13 protein-coding genes and 1 tRNA gene are annotated in these 14,978 nt (G+C 35.9%); 6 read left to right on the top strand and 8 right to left on the bottom strand.

Annotation, left to right across the window (positions count from 1 at the left end; all coding sequences use genetic code 11):
- Positions 1-7 precede the first annotated feature (7 nt).
- Positions 8-1,693 carry a RagB/SusD family nutrient uptake outer membrane protein gene (locus FBR08_RS05125; protein WP_158961730.1) on the top strand — a complete coding sequence of 562 codons (1,686 nt, stop codon included), beginning with the start codon at positions 8-10 and terminating at the stop codon, positions 1,691-1,693.
- A 1-nt stretch (position 1,694) separates the two neighbouring features.
- Entirely contained in the window at positions 1,695-2,804 is a 1,110-nt protein-coding gene (locus FBR08_RS05120; protein ID WP_158961729.1) for a metallophosphoesterase, read from the top strand.
- A gap of 97 nt (positions 2,805-2,901) precedes the next feature.
- On the opposite strand, the gene FBR08_RS05115 is transcribed toward FBR08_RS05120, so the two are convergent.
- Positions 2,902-3,519, bottom strand: a complete 618-nt coding sequence (locus FBR08_RS05115; RefSeq protein ID WP_158961728.1) for a hypothetical protein — start codon at positions 3,517-3,519, stop codon at positions 2,902-2,904.
- Positions 3,520-3,523: 4 nt separating this feature from the next.
- Positions 3,524-4,117, bottom strand: coding sequence for a hypothetical protein (locus tag FBR08_RS05110; protein WP_158961727.1), 594 nt, complete (start codon positions 4,115-4,117; stop codon positions 3,524-3,526).
- A gap of 798 nt (positions 4,118-4,915) precedes the next feature.
- Between FBR08_RS05110 and FBR08_RS05105 the strand changes: the two genes are divergently transcribed.
- A complete protein-coding gene (locus FBR08_RS05105) occupies positions 4,916-5,464 on the top strand; it encodes a GNAT family N-acetyltransferase (protein ID WP_158961726.1) in 549 nt (182 codons plus the stop codon).
- A gap of 60 nt (positions 5,465-5,524) precedes the next feature.
- On the opposite strand, the gene FBR08_RS05100 is transcribed toward FBR08_RS05105, so the two are convergent.
- Entirely contained in the window at positions 5,525-6,598 is a 1,074-nt protein-coding gene (locus FBR08_RS05100) for a type I restriction endonuclease (protein WP_158961725.1), read from the bottom strand.
- 1,141 nt (positions 6,599-7,739) lie between these two features.
- On the opposite strand from FBR08_RS05100, the gene FBR08_RS05095 reads away from it, so the two are divergent.
- The gene (locus tag FBR08_RS05095) at positions 7,740-8,855 is read left to right on the top strand and encodes a Fic family protein (RefSeq protein ID WP_158961724.1); all 1,116 of its coding nucleotides are present in this window, start codon (positions 7,740-7,742) and stop codon (positions 8,853-8,855) included.
- Positions 8,856-9,386: 531 nt separating this feature from the next.
- On the opposite strand, the gene FBR08_RS05090 is transcribed toward FBR08_RS05095, so the two are convergent.
- The 4 genes from FBR08_RS05090 to FBR08_RS05075 form a co-directional block, all read right to left on the bottom strand.
- Positions 9,387-9,471: transfer RNA gene (locus FBR08_RS05090), tRNA-Ser, on the bottom strand.
- Between the two features lie 8 nt (positions 9,472-9,479).
- Positions 9,480-10,508 (bottom strand): asparaginase, encoded by a 1,029-nt coding sequence (locus FBR08_RS05085; RefSeq protein WP_158961723.1) that lies wholly within the window; start codon positions 10,506-10,508, stop codon positions 9,480-9,482.
- Positions 10,498-11,634 (bottom strand): 1-acyl-sn-glycerol-3-phosphate acyltransferase, encoded by a 1,137-nt coding sequence (locus FBR08_RS05080; RefSeq protein WP_158961722.1) that lies wholly within the window; start codon positions 11,632-11,634, stop codon positions 10,498-10,500. The genes FBR08_RS05085 and FBR08_RS05080 overlap by 11 nt, the downstream gene beginning before the upstream one ends.
- A gap of 53 nt (positions 11,635-11,687) precedes the next feature.
- Positions 11,688-12,458 (bottom strand): TatD family hydrolase, encoded by a 771-nt coding sequence (locus tag FBR08_RS05075; RefSeq protein WP_158961721.1) that lies wholly within the window; start codon positions 12,456-12,458, stop codon positions 11,688-11,690.
- Between the two features lie 80 nt (positions 12,459-12,538).
- Between FBR08_RS05075 and FBR08_RS05070 the strand changes: the two genes are divergently transcribed.
- Positions 12,539-12,976 carry a retropepsin-like aspartic protease gene (locus FBR08_RS05070; protein ID WP_158961720.1) on the top strand — a complete coding sequence of 146 codons (438 nt, stop codon included), beginning with the start codon at positions 12,539-12,541 and terminating at the stop codon, positions 12,974-12,976.
- Between the two features lie 2 nt (positions 12,977-12,978).
- Here the strand turns inward: FBR08_RS05070 and FBR08_RS05065 are convergent, their stop codons facing one another.
- On the bottom strand, positions 12,979-13,548 hold the full coding sequence (locus FBR08_RS05065) for a DUF3109 family protein (RefSeq protein ID WP_158961719.1): 570 nt from the start codon (positions 13,546-13,548) through the stop codon (positions 12,979-12,981).
- A 296-nt stretch (positions 13,549-13,844) separates the two neighbouring features.
- Between FBR08_RS05065 and FBR08_RS05060 the strand changes: the two genes are divergently transcribed.
- Positions 13,845-14,852, top strand: coding sequence for an OmpA family protein (locus FBR08_RS05060; RefSeq protein ID WP_158961718.1), 1,008 nt, complete (start codon positions 13,845-13,847; stop codon positions 14,850-14,852).
- Positions 14,853-14,978 lie beyond the last annotated feature (126 nt).

Raw genomic sequence — 14,978 nt, 5'->3', positions numbered from 1 at the left:
TTATCACATGAAAAAAATATATGTACTATTCGTCTTATTGGGATTAACCACCAGCTGTGCTGATTTAGATTTAAACCCACCTGCCAATGCTTCTACAGAAAATTGGTATGCCGACAAAAAAGAATACGAAATTTCCATTGCCGATTTCTATAGAGAATATCTATGGGATCTGGATATTAACTGGAACTCAGAGCGAATGAGCGATAACTGGTCGCAAAGACAGGTGATGAATAGCTATGCTTCTGCGGGAATTAATAGTGAATGGGGGGTATCAACTAATTTTTGGCACAATACCTATAAGGGTATTTCTAGAGCGAATACAATTTTAGTCAATCTAAAAAATAACAAAGGAAACTTAAGTGAAACGGATAAAAAGCAGTTCGAAGCAGAAGCAAGAGCTTTCCGCGCTATTTTTTATGGTCGCTTGGTGTTTTATTATGGAGATGTGCCTTTTTACACCGATCAATTGACCATTGAGGAGGCTTTTTCGATGGGGCGTACGGATAAAAAAGTAGTGTTGGATCAAGTGTATCGAGATTTTGACTTTGCCGTAGAACATTTACCAGAAGTATATAAAGGAACAAGTACTGCTCGATTAACAAAAGGTGCTGTATATGCATTTAAAGCCAGAACAGCATTAAATATTCTCGATTTTAAAACAGCAAAAGAAGCCAGTGAAGCTTGTATCAAGCTAGGCGTATATGAATTACATGAAGATTATGCCACCTATTTCTTATCAAAAACAAAAAATACGAAAGAAACCATATTCGGCATTCCACGATTAGCTACCTTAAATTCGACGTTAAACGTAAAGAACTTCGTGACGCGCAATGCAGGGGGAGCCAATGTAGCGCAGCCTTCTTGGGATTTATTCGCTTCCTATTTGTGTATTGATGGAAAAACAATTGACGAATCGCCCTTATTCAATTCTAAAGAACCATTTAAAAATAGAGATCCTCGTTTAGTGGCAACGATAGTAGAATTTGATCAACATTTTTTGGGGTATGTGTACAATCCGCGTCCTGATGCAACCAAAGTTTTGAATACAACTACAGGACAACAAGTGAAGAATAAGGATACAAGAAGTGTAGATACCTATGCCTCTTATAACGGATTATCATTGAAAAAAGGAGTTGACGAAGATTGGAATGACGATTATTTGATGGAAAATGACATCATCATTATGCGCTATGCAGACGTTTTGTTAATGCTGGCCGAAGCCAAGATCGAATTGGGTGAATTGGATCAACAAGTTGCAGAATCAATATACAAAGTCAGAGCAAGAGGATACCACAACAGTGGAATCAAAGCACCAGCTGTTGCATTGGCCTCACAAGGGGAAATGCGTCGATTATTGCGCTTGGAAAGAAGAGTGGAATTCGCTTGGGAGAATAAAAGAATAGAAGATTTAGTTCGATGGAGATTGGCAGAAAAAGCCTTAAACAGACCTAATTATGGCTTACTAGATCCTAAACCCTTGCAGAGTGAAGTAGTAGATAAAAATCTGTGGTTTTGGTCGGATAGTCCTACAATTGATCAAGACGGATTACCTGTTTTTGATCGTTTAGTGGCTAGAGGAACAATAAAAGTATTAGCAAATCGCGCCTTTGATAGTCAAAAACAGTATTTATGGCCAATTCCATCTAAAGAGGTAATTGTCAATGCAAATATCATTCAAAACCCAGGCTATTAAGATGAAAATACGATATCAAATACTAGGAATCGTCAGTCTGTTGTTGTCCACTTTATCCCTAAAAGCACAACAATATGCTAGTACGGTGAAATTGGATCACCCCAATTCCTGGTCGATGGTCTTGGTACCCGATGTGCAGAATTATGTGAAGTACTACCAAAATCAACCAATTTTAGATGTAATGAATCAATGGATTAGTGCCAATGTTGATCCGTTACAAATCAAGATGGTTTTGTGTGTAGGGGATTTGGTCGAACAAGATCAGGTCATTTTGCCAGGACATGATGGAGATGTACCATCCAAAGAGCAATGGGAATTTGTTTCTAAATCGTTCGGAATTCTCAATCATAAAGTGCCCTATATTCTAGCAACAGGAAATCACGACTATACCATTGATAGGGAGGGCAATAGAACCTCTCAGTATGATGATTATTTTACGATAGATCAAAATTACCTCAATCGCAAGCACTTGGTGCAATATGGATGGGACGCAAGAAATCAACCGACGTTGAGCAATGCAATGTATGAGTTCAGAGATTTACACGGACAAGATTTTCTCGTCCTGAATTTAGAATATGCACCCCGTAATCAAACGGTCGATTGGGCGAATACGATCCTGAATTTTGAGGAATACAAAAACCACAAAGTGATTCTACTCACACATGCGTATCTCAATCGAACAAACGAACGTTTAGAAGGAGCAAATAAATGGGTGATTTTTGAACCCTATATCAAAGAGAAGAAACAGCTCAAATCAGAGCGTATTGTTCTGCCCAATGCGAATAATGGAGCACAAATATGGGAGAAGTTAGTATATCCCAATAAGCAGATTGAATTGGTTTTATCCGGACATATTGCTGGAACGGGATATCGAACAGATCCAAATAAGGAAGGGCGTACCGTGCATCAGATGCTGTTTGATATGCAAGCGGAAGGAGGCGGACATTATGGCAATGGTGGAGATGGCTTAGTGCGAATCTTAGAGTTTTATCCAGATGGAAGAACAATCAAAGTAAAAACGTTTTCCCCTCTGTTTGCCTTATCCCCTAAGACTGCGCCTCTTGCTTATAAAAAAGAGATAGAAAATGAATATACAATCACCTTAGATTGATGCTTAAAATTAAAAACGTGTGTTAACCGTGTCTTACACGGTGCTATTTTAACCAAAACCCCTTGTTTACTTCGTTGTAATTAAGGGGTTTTTACTTTTACTTTTGTTTGCGCAAATAATCTAAGAGTGAATTAAAAAGGGGAAAAAGGGTTGCTTGATCGGTCCATCCATCCCACATCAAATTCAAGGGAATTGCACACTCATAGATGGTTTCTTCTCGTTTTGGATCATAGAGATACATCCACGCATGCCACTTTCCATTCTCAAGTTGGTATTTCTCCAATCCAAGGGCAACATAAGGTTTGTATAAATCGTGTACAGCCTGAAGACCAATTCCCTTTGCTAGGTCTACTTGATCTGTTGAAACTCCTCGTTGAATAAGCTTCTGCTGAAGTTCGCTAACGGTGAGTACCTCGTCAAAATAGTTTAGATTTTTCCCCATTGTTGACCAATAAATTTCGTCCGTAGTCAGGAGTACACTTTTTAAAGTGTCGGCAGATAGGGGAATTTCCTTTAAGACAATCACGCGTTCTTGATCCTTGACTTTAGATGGGAAGTAATGTGTGGAAGCATCTAAAGGTTTTGCTTTTTCATAAGTACCACAGGACGTAAAAGCAACGAGTGATAACGTCAAGAGGAGCAAGCGTAGCGCTTTATTCTTTCTTTTATTTTCTAGATGTAAATCAGTAGAGAAACGAAGTGTTTTGTTATTCATTATCTTATTTTTTTATTTGTAAGCTTTCCAAAATGGTTTCAAAAATTTCCATTTCATCTTTGTAATATTTCGATTCTGAAGGAGCCAATACAATATTCCACAAATCGTCATCCACAAATATAACCATGCGTTTTACTCGTTTTGAAATGGTATCATCAATGCGATTGACATATTCAACTACGTCAAAAGTTGCCTCTGCTGCGGGACGCCCTTTAAATGTAATGGATTTAGGTGCCTCTACTAATTTGAAGTTCTTCCATGGGAAATCAGGGTCATGAGACTCCCGCTCAATGCCACGCAATCGACGGGCTAAAACTTCTACGGGTGTGTCTTCTAAAATAGTTTGACTGTTGGGTTGAATGAGTAAGTCCTGAATATTGTCAATGGAGAGAATACGCTCTAATCCATTGAGCTTGAAAGAATCCAAGTAGAGAACATCATCTTGAGCAAAATTGGTGAGGTCTTGGTAATCATAGGGAACTGTTGCGGTTACAAATTGATTGTCTACCACATAGGACTTAGAGCAACTGGTTAATAGTAGCAAACAAAGGAAAAGTATAGCAACAGGAGGAGAGAGAAACGTTTTTGATCGCGTCATAGTTGTAGTATTATATGGATGAATGAACGACAAAGGCATCCTAAGTAAGTGCCCGTAAAAACAAAGATAAGAAATATAGTAAAGGACTCTGCTTGGTCATATATCCTTGGCCTATAAAGTAGCGTGTACTTCTTGATGGTAGACAAAGAGTCGAGTTGTAGTTTGGAGGAACGATCATTTTATTCTCTTTATTTTGAATTCGAGTTAAATCATGTTCCAGTCTTCGAGATTATTTCCCGCAGTTTCAACAGTTATTTCATTAGGAAAAGCACTAGAAGCGAGTCGAAATCGGTGATAATTTTCCTGCGAAAAAAAAGTAAGACTTTCATTAAGAGGTGAAAGTCTTACTCAATTTAATTACAATTTTGTTTCGAGTTGAGGTTTAGCAAGAGTTGCTTGTGAGTGATAATCAACTGTTTTTATAGATGAACAGTAATGCTATTTTCTTATCTTGAAGATCAATAAGTTTTGTAAATAATGGAAAAATAGCAAGTAACGAAACTAAAATTGTAATCAGTTCTGCATTTTATGTAGTACTAATATAGGAGGTTTTGTTGATAGTTTTAGATGTGTTTGCTTGGTTTGTTTGAATAATTATAGACTTATTTGTTTTTTTAATCAAAAAAATGTAATTAGTGTTGGGATGGAATAGAAAAAATGCTCCTATACAGAAAAACAAAGTGTGATAGGTTTTCAATTTAGCAATCAAGAGAAAATTAGGTATGGAATCAGTTTAGATAGAGTAGCGATAAAACAATCTTTTCTCTTTACTTTTAAGCCTCATACTAGAATTTTACTATGTTACAACTAAACCTACCTATATTTCCCTTACTTGAAACCGAGCGTTTACTCTTAAGAGCAACTAATTTTGGCGATGCCGACGACATGTTTGCCATGCGTTCCAGTGCTGAGGTAATGAAATATATTCCCGTGCCTTTAGCTACTGAGAGGAGGGAAGCGGAAGAATATATCAATTCCCTACAACAGCGCATGGAAAATAAGGAATGCATCAATTGGACCATTACCTTAAAAGAAACGGGACAAATGATCGGAACTATAGGATTCTACCGCATGAAACTACAACATTACCGCACAGAAACGGGCTATATGCTTTTGCCTGAATTTTACGGAAAAGGATATGCTTCTGAAGCGCTACAAGGAATAGTAGATTTTGGATTTCGCACTTTGGGGTTTCACTCCATCGAAGCGGTTATTTACCCTGAAAATATCAGTTCACAAAGGGTATTAGAAAAATGTGGATTCGTTAGAGAAGCTTACTTTAAAGAAAGTGAATTTCACGGGGGTCAATTTGTGGATACGGCGATTTATTCGATTTTGAAGAGGTAAATAAAAACCAATAACATTGTTATCGGTTTTTATTTATTTCAACTGCTTATCTATATTGGATTATTGATAATTTTTGATTGTCTGTAGTAGTTCATTCTTATAGTTATATATATCTTCTAATGAGTCTAAAATTTTTCTTTCCCCATTTTCTTTTCCATTATGAAATAGCTCAATATATTTGGTAGAGGAATTAAAATGTAATCTACAAAGAGGTTTTCTATTGTTGTCATCAAGTAGAATTCCAAAATAAGATTGCGTGTCTCTAAAAGCTATCCTATCAGCGGGTAAGTCTTCTCGTAAAATAGCTTTTACTATTTGGAAACCTTCTATTTCTTCTTCTGTAGTGATTATTTTTTCAACTTCAGCGTTTTGATCTATCGGAGCTACATGTTCTATCTCTTTTGAAGGAATAGTTTCATTAATATTTAATGCATTTTTTAGACGTAAATTAATTGAATCATTAATGGAATTAGCGAACGCTTTCTTCGTATATTCTCTAAATGATACTAACCTAGATGCAGTAAATGGGCGATCGAAGAATCGACTAACTAATACTTTAATAATTTCATCTGAGGGATTTTGTAGTTCTTTTTCAAATTCTTTTCTTATAGCTTCAATATATTTAAGGGCTTCAGCAGAATCAAGAATGTTTTCTAAATTAAAACTTTTTTTGGTAAAGTTATTAAGAATACTGATGTTGGTGTCCTTTAGATTAGATAAATCAAGGGTGAAAAAAGGTTTTTCATCCATTATGTTAGGTTTTTCTAAATCTGTATAGAAATTATAGATTAAACCATTGGTCAAAACACCAAATTTAGCATTAGAAACATGATAATATCGATGTAATTGAGAATTATGTGCATCAGTATTTGTCTTCCAATGTTTACATTCAATAATAAGAACAGGGTCATTGTCTTTCATGATAACATAATCTACTTTTTCGCCTTTTTTTGTTCCTATATCACAAATAAACTCAGGAATGACTTCTGTGGGGTTGAAAACATCATAACCTAGTATTTGTATAAAGGGCATAATGAAAGCATTCTTTGTTGCTTCTTCTGTTTGAATTTGATCTTTTAAGTTATCTACTCTTTTATGTAATTGTTCAAGTTTAAGTTTCAATTCATTTTCCATAATATAGATTTCTGGTTTTAAGTGTGTTGATAGTTTGATGAATATAAGGTTTGTTCCTTGAATATGGCGTCAAGGTCTTGTTTATGCATGTAAAACAAATGTTATCCTAATTTAAGTTTTTATGACTTGTAGATATACAATTTATGTTTTTGTAAATTTTGGTTAGTAAATAAGCTAAATTAAAAGCTTTTTTATTGATTTAGAAATTAATTTGAATAATTTGTGTGATAATTGCGTTAAATGACACTAATGTGTAATCGAATTAAAAAAATCTATTTTAATATTGCTAATCAGAATTAAATTGGAAGAATTTATACTAATATTATAATATTCTCGTATTCTATAGGATTTAGGTTTTTTGATATTCTTTATGCTTTGATACAGAGTAAGATAGTTTTTAAGAAAAAAATAAAAAAGTATTATCGTTTGTATTTTGACACGATTGGTAAATTGGAAGTAAAATACTGCTAATATTATAATAAGTTTACTGTAAGGTAGTGAGTAAATTAGTTATAGACTATAGAAGAAGTTTTGCCTACTGAATTGTATTATTAAATAGTATATTCTAATAATGTATCTGTTGTAGTTATGCATCTTTATAAAAATTAAATATAAGTTTTATGTTGCTGAATACTATGGTATTAAGGTGGTGAAAGAATACTTTTTAAGGAGCGAAACTGAAATATTTTGCAAGGTTAAAACGATGTCATTTGGGTAATTGTATTTAGAAAAAAAGGGACTACCTCCGCTGCGCTGCGGTTTTCCCAGAAGGGGTATTTTTCACAAGAAAAACCACGGCACCGCTGCGCTTTGCCTTGTTTTTTTATTTGTAACGTCTCTTTGGTGAGTGGGACTCCCCACAAGGCTTATCAGGTAAGGGATTACCTCCGCTGCGCTGCGGTTTTTCCAGAGGGAGTCTTTCTCACAAGGAAAAACAAGGCACCGCCGCGCTTTATTTTTTTATGATCAGGATATTTTGTTTATAGAAATGAGACTTTTTTGTAATCAAGTAAGCTTGTGTTCATTTTTTGATGACAAGAATTGTAAACAAATATATTTGTTTACAGGATTGTGTTGTTTTTTGTAGTCAAGGCAAGTTGGTTGATTTTATTTCTTTAAATTTGTATACAAATATCAGGTTATGGATTATAATTTAGACAAAGCAGTAGATTATCACTACAATAGTTTTCCCCCAGAACATGTTAATTACTCTCTTTTTATACAAGAGTTGGTACAAGCAACTGATGCGTTGGCTCGTTTTGACCAGATGCTAAAAAATCTACATAACACTGAAATTCTATTAGCTCCTTTGCGAAATCAAGAAGCTGTAATATCGTCCAGAATTGAAGGTACAATTAGTACAATGGATGAGATACTTCAATATGAAGCGGATTATGAAGGAGAAGACACAGCTACTGCAAAAGCCGATATTATCGAAACTATCTTGTATCAGAGGGCTTTGAAAAATGGACAAAGTGCCTTAGAAAGTGGTTATAATTTTTCATTAAGTTTTATTAAGCAAATGCATCAACAGCTACTGTACTTAGGTAGAGGGGCAAATAAATCTCCAGGGGAGTTTAAAAAAGAACAAAATTATTTAGCAGATAGACTTAAAAAAGAAATACAGTTTATACCTATAAGACCTGAAAATTTAGACGATGGCTTGGAGTGTCTTTTTGCATTTTTAATGGAGAGTAGCTTTCCTCCATTAATTAAAACAGCTATTATGCATTTAGAGTTTGAAGCATTACACCCGTTTAAGGATGGAAATGGAAGAATAGGAAGAATGTTGATTACGTTGAATTTATGGCGAGAGAAAATTCTTTCACAGCCTCATTTTTTTATTAGTGGATATTTTGAAGAGAATAAAGAAGAATATATAGAGCAGATGCGTAATGTTTCCAAAACAAAGGATTGGAACGAATGGATACGTTTTTTTTTAAAGGCGGTGGAAAGTCAAGCCATCAGAAATTTAGAAATAGCAGAAAGTATTAAGAATTTGTACGAGATAACAAAAATAGAATTTTCAGATTTGCTTTCTTCAAAATGGAATATGGAAATACTGGATTTTATTTTTACTTATCCTGTGTTTAGAAATAATAAATTTGTGGGTACGACAAAAATTCCAAATGCAACAGCGGTACTAATGATAAGAAAATTAGTTGATAATGGTTATTTAGTTGTAAGAGAAGAAGCAGCTGGTCGAAGAGCTGCAATGTATTCTTTTGAACCTTTGATGCGATTAGTTCGGGTATAGAATTTAAACTTTAGTTGATGTTATCGCATTAGATAAATTGATTAAGAAAGATGTGAAAAAAGTAACTATGCCATCACGTAAGTCTTTATCGGAAATTCACTTGCTCATTTGAGTTAAGTGAATAGGTTTTTTATGCTGATTGGGAATTAAATGTTAGGAATGATTTTTGTTCTTTAGGGAGTAGGATTCCCTCTGATTTTTGTCATGAATAAGGATTACCTCCGCTGCGCTTCGGTTTTCCCAGAAGGGGTGTTTTTCACAAGAAAAACCACGCTCTCCTTGCATTCGAACTCGTTTTTTTATTTGTAATGCCTCTTAGGAAAGTAGAACTTTCCACGAGGCTTATTATAAAAAGGGATTACCTCCGCTGCGCTTCGGTTTTCCCAGAATAGGTCTTTTTCACAAGCAAAACCACTGCACCGCTACGCTTTGCCTTGTTTTTTTATTTGTAACGCCTCTTAGGAAAGTAGAACTTTCCACGAGCCTTATACAAATAAAAAAACCACCAACATCCGTTGGTGGTTTTCCTTGCAGAGAGGAAGGGATTCGAACCCTCGATACGTTGCCGTATACACACTTTCCAGGCGTGCGCCTTCGACCACTCGGCCACCTCTCTCTATATTATTAAGCTTCCATTTCGCCACAAATTGGCGTTTCGAAAGCGGTTTTGAAATCTTCAATAGTCGGTTGTGCTAATAAAAACATCAACTTGGTAATCGCAGCTTCTGTCGTAATATCTTTACCCGAAATAACGCCAATCTCTTTTAGCTCCGTACTCGTTTCGTATTTCCCCATCATTACACTACCACTAGAACATTGCGTGACATTGATAATCTTCAATCCCTTTTGGGTTGCACAACGCAAGGTGTCCAAGAACCAAGGCTCTGTTGGAGCATTTCCTGCACCATAGGTTTCTAGAATAATTCCCTCCAAATTTGGAATGGCTAAAATAGCTTCCAAAACGTGCTGCTGAATCCCCGGAAACAAACGCAAAATCATCACATTGCGTGACATCTTTTTGTGTACGGTCAGCGGCAAAGATAACGGTTTTTGTAATAATAACGAATGATTGATGCGCAAATTAACTCCCGATTCTGCCAAATGGGGAACATTCGGAGAGGTAAAGGCATTAAATAACTCTGCACTGACTTTAGACGTGCGATTGCCGCGGTATAATTTATATTCAAAATACAAGCAAACCTCTTGGATTACGGGTGTATTATTCTCTTGTAATGCCGCAATCTGAATGGCTGTAATTAAATTTTCTTTCGCATCGGTACGCAAATCGCCAATGGGCAATTGAGAGCCCGTTAAAATCACAGGCTTGTGCACATTCTCCAACATAAAACTCAAAGCCGAAGCAGAATAGGACATCGTATCGGATCCGTGTAAAATGACAAATCCATCAAAACGCTCGTAATTATCTTCTACAATACTAGCCATTTGCACCCATAAATTGGGTTGCATATCCGAAGAATCAATTGGTACATCAAAGGAATGCGTTTCTATTGCACAATCCAACAAATGTAATTCGGGGATGCGCTCCACCAATTGATTAAAGTTAAACGCGCGCAAAGCACCCGTTTTAAAATCTTTAACCATACCGATTGTTCCACCTGTATAGATTAGTAAAATAGAAGGCTTATTGTTCATCTTGTAATTTTAATTTATTCACTACAGGATTCGCATACATCGACAAGAAGTTGTCTACCACTTTTTGCTCTTGTTTGTTGACGCGTAACTCTAAACGACGTTCAAACAATTGTTTTTCCTTTTCACTATAGCGATCGGAGAATTTATCCGTATTGTTTAGAATATCGTAAGCGATATAATTCGTTGGCCATAAGTGGTAATTCATAATAATCGAATGATCAATCACCTGAGCTAAAGCTTGTAATTGTTTATTCGGTTTGTCTGCAATGGCTTTAATCTGATCCAATTCCGTGTCAATCACATCCCCAACGTGAATGTGAATCCCTTTCTTTTGACCGATAATACCACTGTATAAATTGACGAAATCTTCGTTTTTCTCTTTAATGTATGTTTCATTATTAGCAATAGCTAATAGCTGTGGCATTTTTAACGCGTCCGTAGGATCGTATTCATACGAAATTGAAACAGGAACGATTTTTAAATGCTTGAAGTAATCCAGTAGATTTTCTTGTCCAGCATCCATGCCAATCATTTTTAATACTCCCGTATGGGTAGCATCGTTTCCATCTTTAGTTCGCCCTTCACGCTGTGCAATCCATACAGAACGGTTTTCTTCCACAAGTAAGCTGTGGATGTATTCTGACATCAAACGAGAGCTCTCTAATAGTTCTCTTGGTGTTAGTTTTCGACGTACTAAAAAGTTGCGGTTTACTTTAGCTAGAGCTAGTAAAAACGATTTCTGTACCAGATTATCTCCAATAGCAGAAGCCGTCATCGTCAAGCCGTGATCTTTTAAGGTTACATTCAATAAAGATGTATCCATGATAATGTCACGGTGATTAGATATATATAAATAAGCCGTATCTTTTTCTAATTTCTCAAATCCAGAAGTGGAAAGTCCATTGGAGCTTTTCTCTAGAATTCTAAGAATAGAGTAGTAAGCAAAATCTTCTTGAAATTGCTGAATGGAAGTTACTTTGCTCAAATCTTCCATCCATTGCTGTTCGGTTTTATTTGGAAAAGTAAATCCCATTAACGCTTTGATCATAGGATGTTTAGAGATTTTTTGTAAAACCTCGTTTACTTCGTGATCGTGATAATGGCGTATTGAATCAAACTTAGACATTAGTGTTTTAAATATTTATGTAAACTTAAATGTTATGTTTCTATGTTTTACAATTAGATACCAAAAACTGCTTTTGAATTTGCAGTTGTTTGATTTGCAATTGTTTCTAATGGAAGCCCATATAGTTCTGCTAACTTTTCTGCTATATTGACAATATAAGCGCTTTCATTTCTCTTGCCTCTGAAAGGCACTGGTGCAAGATACGGAGAATCAGTTTCTAATACGATATGCTCTAACGGTATTTTGTTTAAAAATTGATCAATTTTTCCGTTTTTAAAAGTAGCAACACCACCAATTCCCAATTTGAGGTTGTAACTCATCGCTTGTTGTGCTTGCTCTTCTGTACCAGTAAAACAGTGGAAAATACCGCGGAGTTCTTTGCCTTTTTCTAGTTCTAAGACTTCAAATACTTCATCAAAGGCATCTCGGCAGTGTATATTAATCGGTAGTTGATGTTTTTTAGCAAGCTGAATCTGCTGTTGAAAAACTTCTTGTTGGATAGCCAATGTGGTTTTGTCCCAATATAAATCTACGCCAATTTCGCCAACGGCATAATACTTCCGACGTGCTAACTCTGTCTCTACAAAAGCAAGCTCTTGCTGATACGTCTCTGGCTTTACATCTGTTGGATGTAATCCCATCATTAAAAAAATGCAATCCGGAAACGCTGCTTCCAAATCAAACATCGCCTGAGCGTAGCCTGAATCAATAGCAGGTATAAAAAAACGCGTAACTCCATTTGATATTGCGCGATTTATTGTTTCTTTGCGATCTTCCGCAAATGCATCTGAATAAAGATGTGTATGAGTATCGGTAAAAATCATGCTTTGGTAATATTCTACAAAGTAGTATCTTTCAAACTACAAAAGTACCTTATAAAAAGTATTAAAACTAAACTTAATTGATGGAAAACTATAAAGATTGGTTAAAAAAAGAGCGCTATAAACAAATTCGCTTCAAAATAGCGCGAACAAACCACCTTTTTGTACGTGTAAAAGTAAATGGAGTATGGGGAGATTTTATCCTAGATACGGGGGCTTCTAATAGTTGTATTGATTTTCAAAGTATCGACCATTTTAATTTAACGCCTTCGGATTCTGAAACAAAGGCTTCAGGGGCAGGGGCTAATGGCATGTTAACACAAGTGAGTTACCACAACCAAATTCAAATGGGACGATGGAAAAAAGAAAATTTCAATTTCGTTTTGTTGGATTTGAGTCACGTGAATACCGCACTCACAGAGTATAAAACGAAGAATGTTCACGGTATTATAGGGTCTGATGTGTTTGCATTAGGTCAAGCAATTCTCGACTATGGACAGCAAACCCTATACGTGAAATAAGTTTATTTTTTATAGTATTCTTTGGCAACTAATTCAAGTTCTTCGTACCATTCAGAACCGTATTTACGCGTCAAAGGATCTTTTAAAAATTTATACACCGGAACTTCTAATTCCTTTCCTAAGGCACATGCATCACTGCAGATATGCCATTTGTGGTAATTCACCGCAGAAAAGGAAGCATATTCTTTTATGCGGATAGGGTATAAGTGACAAGAAATCGGCTTCTTCCAATCGATTTTTTTCTCTAAATAAGCTTTTTCAATTCCACACAGCGCCATGCCATTATCGTAAATGACATAAGCACATTCTCCTCCGTGAATTAATGGCGTTTCATATTCGCCATCTTCTCCAATAATGTAGGTTCCTTGTTGCTCAATAGCTGCAATGCCCTCCGGACGCAAATAGGGTTTTACCGTTTCAAATATTTCATCTAAAATAGCCGTTTCTTCTTCTTCTACTGGGGCTCCAGCATCTCCATCTATACAACACTGACCTTTACAAGCCGTTAGGTTGCACACAAATTCTTTTTCTAAAATATCTTCTGATACTAAGGCTTGACCGATTTGAAACATTTTTATTTATTTTTGAGGCTACAAAATTACAAATCTTTCACAGATATGTTCCTCTTCCTCGTATTCAACTGCTATTTTATAATGAAACTAAATTAACTGCTTGATTTTTAGCGTGTACTTGTCCTGTTTTTTTAATCAACAGGGGCGTAAATGTGCGCAGTTAGGGAAAAAAAATAAAAGTATGGGAAGGGAGAATGCCTTTTAGAAGAATAAAAAATGATTTCTTAAAGAGGAGATATTGCAAGTGTCAAAATTTAAATCGATTTTTAAGGAGTAAAAACATAGCCTAAAAACACATGAAAAAAATAGCTCTATTGTTTGTGGTCGGGGTTGCATTAATGGCCTGTAAACAAACACCAAAAGAAGAGACGGAAACTGTTTTAGAACACCAAGACGGCTCAACAACACAAGAAACAGAAACAACTCCTGCGGTGCAAGCGGAGCTTGATTTATCCAAAATTCCTTTTACAACAGCAGATATTGGAGATTTCCCTTATTTGGCATTGCCCAAAGGTGTGAAAGAATTGAATCGTCCCTTGTTGCGCGATTTTGACGTTTGTTTTTTCCCTGTTCAAGGGATGATGACAGAGGTTGAAGGTAGATTGTACAAAGCGAATCTTACTGCGGTAAGTGGAGAGCAATTCTCGGAACGCCTTTTTAGACGTAGTATGGAAGAGTATTTGAAATCGATTGGAGCAGTTAAAATAGCTGAAGAGCGCATCACGAGAGAAGAGTATGATCGATACAATAAATTAGATCCACACAAAGGAGATGAGGGGGATATAGGCTATGCGGATGAGCCGATTGCGTTTTACGTTATTCGCCATAAAGAACAGGGAGATATTTACATTCAATATACGGTCAATAATGTATCGGCTAAATTAAATGTACTTCAGGTGAAAGCCTTTGAACAAACGATGACGAAGATTACTGCAGATGAAATTATGAAATCACTTGCAGAAACGGGAAAGTCAATTTTGTACATCAACTTTAATCATGATCAATCGACACTTACTCCAGAGGGGAAAGAGGTTGTCAATGAAATTGCTGTCACGTTGCAAAAAGACGCTCAATTGACTATCGCAATTGAAGGACATACGGATAATGTAGGGGATGCAAATCACAATAAAAAACTGTCAACTGCGCGTGCGTTAGCAGTAAAAACAGCATTGGAGGAACAAAAGGTAGCCCCAAATCGCCTAACTGCAACAGGATTTGGAGCTGAACGTCCACTGCTTGCCAATGACTCTGAGGCAAACAAAGCAAAAAATAGAAGAGTTGAATTGAGAAAAACCAACGGATAAACAAGATTTCCAGCAAGGTCTCCTATCGTTTTTTACCCTCGCTTAGCGTATGTATTAAAGGGAAGCAAAGGAATTAAACGATTGTAAAAATGAAAGTTATTAAAGCATAAAGTTCTCTTTTTGTGT

The organism is Myroides fluvii (genome assembly GCF_009792295.1).
In the GTDB taxonomy this organism is placed as follows: domain Bacteria; phylum Bacteroidota; class Bacteroidia; order Flavobacteriales; family Flavobacteriaceae; genus Flavobacterium; species Flavobacterium fluvii_A.
This window is presented reverse-complemented; position numbering and strand designations above follow the sequence as displayed.